Source organism: Allolucifera butyrica, from assembly GCF_900476375.1.
GTDB classification, from domain to species: Bacteria; Bacillota; Negativicutes; order Sporomusales; family UPPP01; genus Lucifera; species Lucifera butyrica.
The window spans coordinates 1-2,815 of record NZ_UPPP01000119.1; the positions used below are offsets into that span (position 1 = coordinate 1).

Genomic DNA, 2,815 nt, shown 5'->3' on the forward strand with positions numbered 1-2,815 from the left:
ATCCGGAACAGGCCGATTTCTATATGGGACTCCAGCTTTTCCGCGTGCCCCAACGGTTTGACACTGACCTTTATGCCCTTGCGTTCTTTTAAGATATCGGCAATTCGTTTCACCGTAGGGATTAACCCAAGATCATCTAACGCCATGGGCCGTAAGTCAAAAATAATTTTTCGCGTCTCGTTGAGACAGCCCAAAATCTGCTGCCGCAGCTCATGTAGCTCTTCTTTGGCCCGGCCCGTATCCAGCTCAATCAGTTTTTCACAGACTTCCGCCAAAAAAATAACATTGGCCATGGCCTGGGCCGGCCCGTCATGCATTTCCCGGGCCACCCGCCGCCGTTCCTCTTCCTGGGCCATAATCACCTTGAAACCGAAACTTTGGCTTTGTACCAGCGCCTGAACTTTATCCGCCAGTTCCACCATGCAGCGCACATTGTCCACCAGTCTTCCCATCCGGGAAGTGAGCGCCGCCATTTGGCTTTTTCGTTCCCGCAGTTCCGCCAGGCGCGCTTGCAGTTCGCCATAATTTCGCTGCAGATAAAAATCCCGTTCTTTCGCAACCGCCAGCTGCACCTGGTCTTCCAGAACCGTCTTGTACGCCGCCTCCACAGCCGGCAGACAGCCATTGCCCTGATCTGTCTGCTCCCTTAAACCGGCCTGGCTCTCTGCCTCCCTAGCCGCAAGCTCCTGAATCCCTGTCCGGCTGACCGCCATTTCCTGGGCCAGCTTATCCAGCACCGTTTCCACATGTTCCATTTCCGTCTGGATTGATTGGGCGACCTGTTCAAGCTCATCCCCGCCGGACCATATTCCTTCCTTAATGTCATTTACCAGGCCATCAAGCTCGTGCAACAGCATTTCATTTTTTTCCGTCATTTCATCTTTTTTCATTTTCTTCTACCTGCCTAAACTAGGATGACCAGGTTATACATCAATGTTGACAATCTTTCTCATCCAAACAACGCCGATTCCCTGCAGCCCCAGTCCAAGTCCTGTCATCAGTTTTCCAATGGGATGATTTAAGAACGACATTAAATATTCGCGATTGACCAAATACAGCATAACGACGACAACTACCGGCAAAAAACTTAACACAATTGCCGATATTTTGCCCTGGGCGGTTATTGTGCTAATTTTTTGCTTCATACTAATTCGTTCTCTGATGGTTTGGGCAATATTATCAAGCAATTCCGCCAGATTTCCGCCTACTTGCCGCTGGATCAAAAAGGCCGTGACGGTCAAGTCCATATCGTCCGTATCAACCCGTTTGACCAAGTTCACAAAGGCATCCTCCGTACTCATCCCCAAATTCATTTCTTTGATTACGGTACCGAATTCTTCACTCATGGGGTAAGGCATCTCCTGGGACACCAAGTCAATCGCCTGCATATAACTATTGCCGCTGCGCAGGGAATTGGCCATCAATGCCAGGGCCGGCGGCAGCTGTTCATTCAACAGCGACTGTTTTTTCTTAATTTTTCGCCTGACAATGAAGGTTGGCAAATAAAAAACAGCGATTCCGCCTGCCATTGCCAGCCCGAACGATCCCCGGCTAACTAGCAGCAACAACAACATGCCGATGAGGGCCAGACCAATTGAAATTACCATAAACTCGGAACCCTTGAACGGAACTCCCGCCCGCACGAGTAAATCTTCCTTTTGCCGCGCCCACGACGCCGATTCACAATAGGTGCTGAATTGACCGATAATCCCCCGCAATCCCGACATTGAAGGCGCATCCTTCATATCCTCGGCAACGGAATCAACCCGTTCCCGGATTCTCTGCCTGCCGGCTAAAAAACGAAACAATACCAGCAAAACAAAGAACGTTATGATAAAAACATATAACGCAACTGTAACCAAATTCAATTAACATTCCTCCCTTGTTCGGGACTGCCGCTCCCAAGGACTAAGACAACGACCAGATCGAGCGGTCCAGCGTCTCTTCACTGCTTTCCTTTAAACTGACCTTCTTCTCACTGCCGCTACCGCCACGGCTGAACAATTGGGCCGCCTTCTTAATAATCCCTTTCCTGGCCTGCGGTTTATTCGCCGTGGTAATATATGCCTCATCGCCGCTAATGACGTAATTGGCCAGTCGCAGCAGGTTCTGCGCCACTGCCGTCTCCGGACTGCCCGTTACAAACGGCACTCCCTGGTTCACTGCCGTAACCACCGTCTTGCCGTCACTCGGCAGCAAGGCCAAAAACTGCCGCCGCAGCAACTCTTCCGAGTCCTTAATATTCAATCCCCCCAGGGAATTCGCCCGGTTCAGGAGTACTTTGATCTTTTCCGCCGGATAATTCAGGGATTCCAGGATTTCCAGGCAGAGCTTGACGTTCTTCAGTGTCGGCAGGTCCTGGGACGTTGCAATCATGACCAGATCCGACAGGTCCAGCACCCCAAAGGTTATGTCATTAAACAACGGCGCCGTATCGATAATGATATAGTCGAAGTTATACTGCAGTTCCTTAATAATTGACGCCACCTGGGCCGCACTGATCCCGTCCGCCTGCTCCGGCCGCGACGGCGCCGCCAGCACTTTCACGTTATCCTTGTACGCCGTCATATAACTTGCCAGCACGCCGCCGTCCAGGTTGTCCACATATTTGACCAGATCGGCTATGGTCGCTTTGGGAACTACATTCAGAAATAATGCCACATCGCCAAACTGCAGATCCAAATCCAAAATACAAACCTTATTGTCCTCATCAAAGCCAAGCGCCGTTCCCAGATTCGTCGCGATTGTCGTCTTGCCGATCCCGCCTTTGGTGCTGAAGATGGTAATTACCTTGGCCGGTGCAGGGGCTTTGACC

3 protein-coding genes are annotated in these 2,815 nt (G+C 51.0%); all 3 read right to left on the reverse strand.

Features of this window, described 5'->3' with window-relative positions; genetic code table 11:
• Window positions 1-890: sensor histidine kinase (locus tag LUCIF_RS23425; protein ID WP_122630245.1), on the reverse strand; the 890-nt coding region annotated here is incomplete at its 3' end.
• Between the two features lie 33 nt (window positions 891-923).
• A complete protein-coding gene (locus LUCIF_RS23430) occupies window positions 924-1,868 on the reverse strand; it encodes a type II secretion system F family protein (protein WP_122630246.1) in 945 nt (314 codons plus the stop codon).
• A gap of 40 nt (window positions 1,869-1,908) precedes the next feature.
• Window positions 1,909-2,815: CpaE/TadZ family protein (locus LUCIF_RS23435; protein ID WP_122630247.1), on the reverse strand; the 907-nt coding region annotated here is incomplete at its 5' end.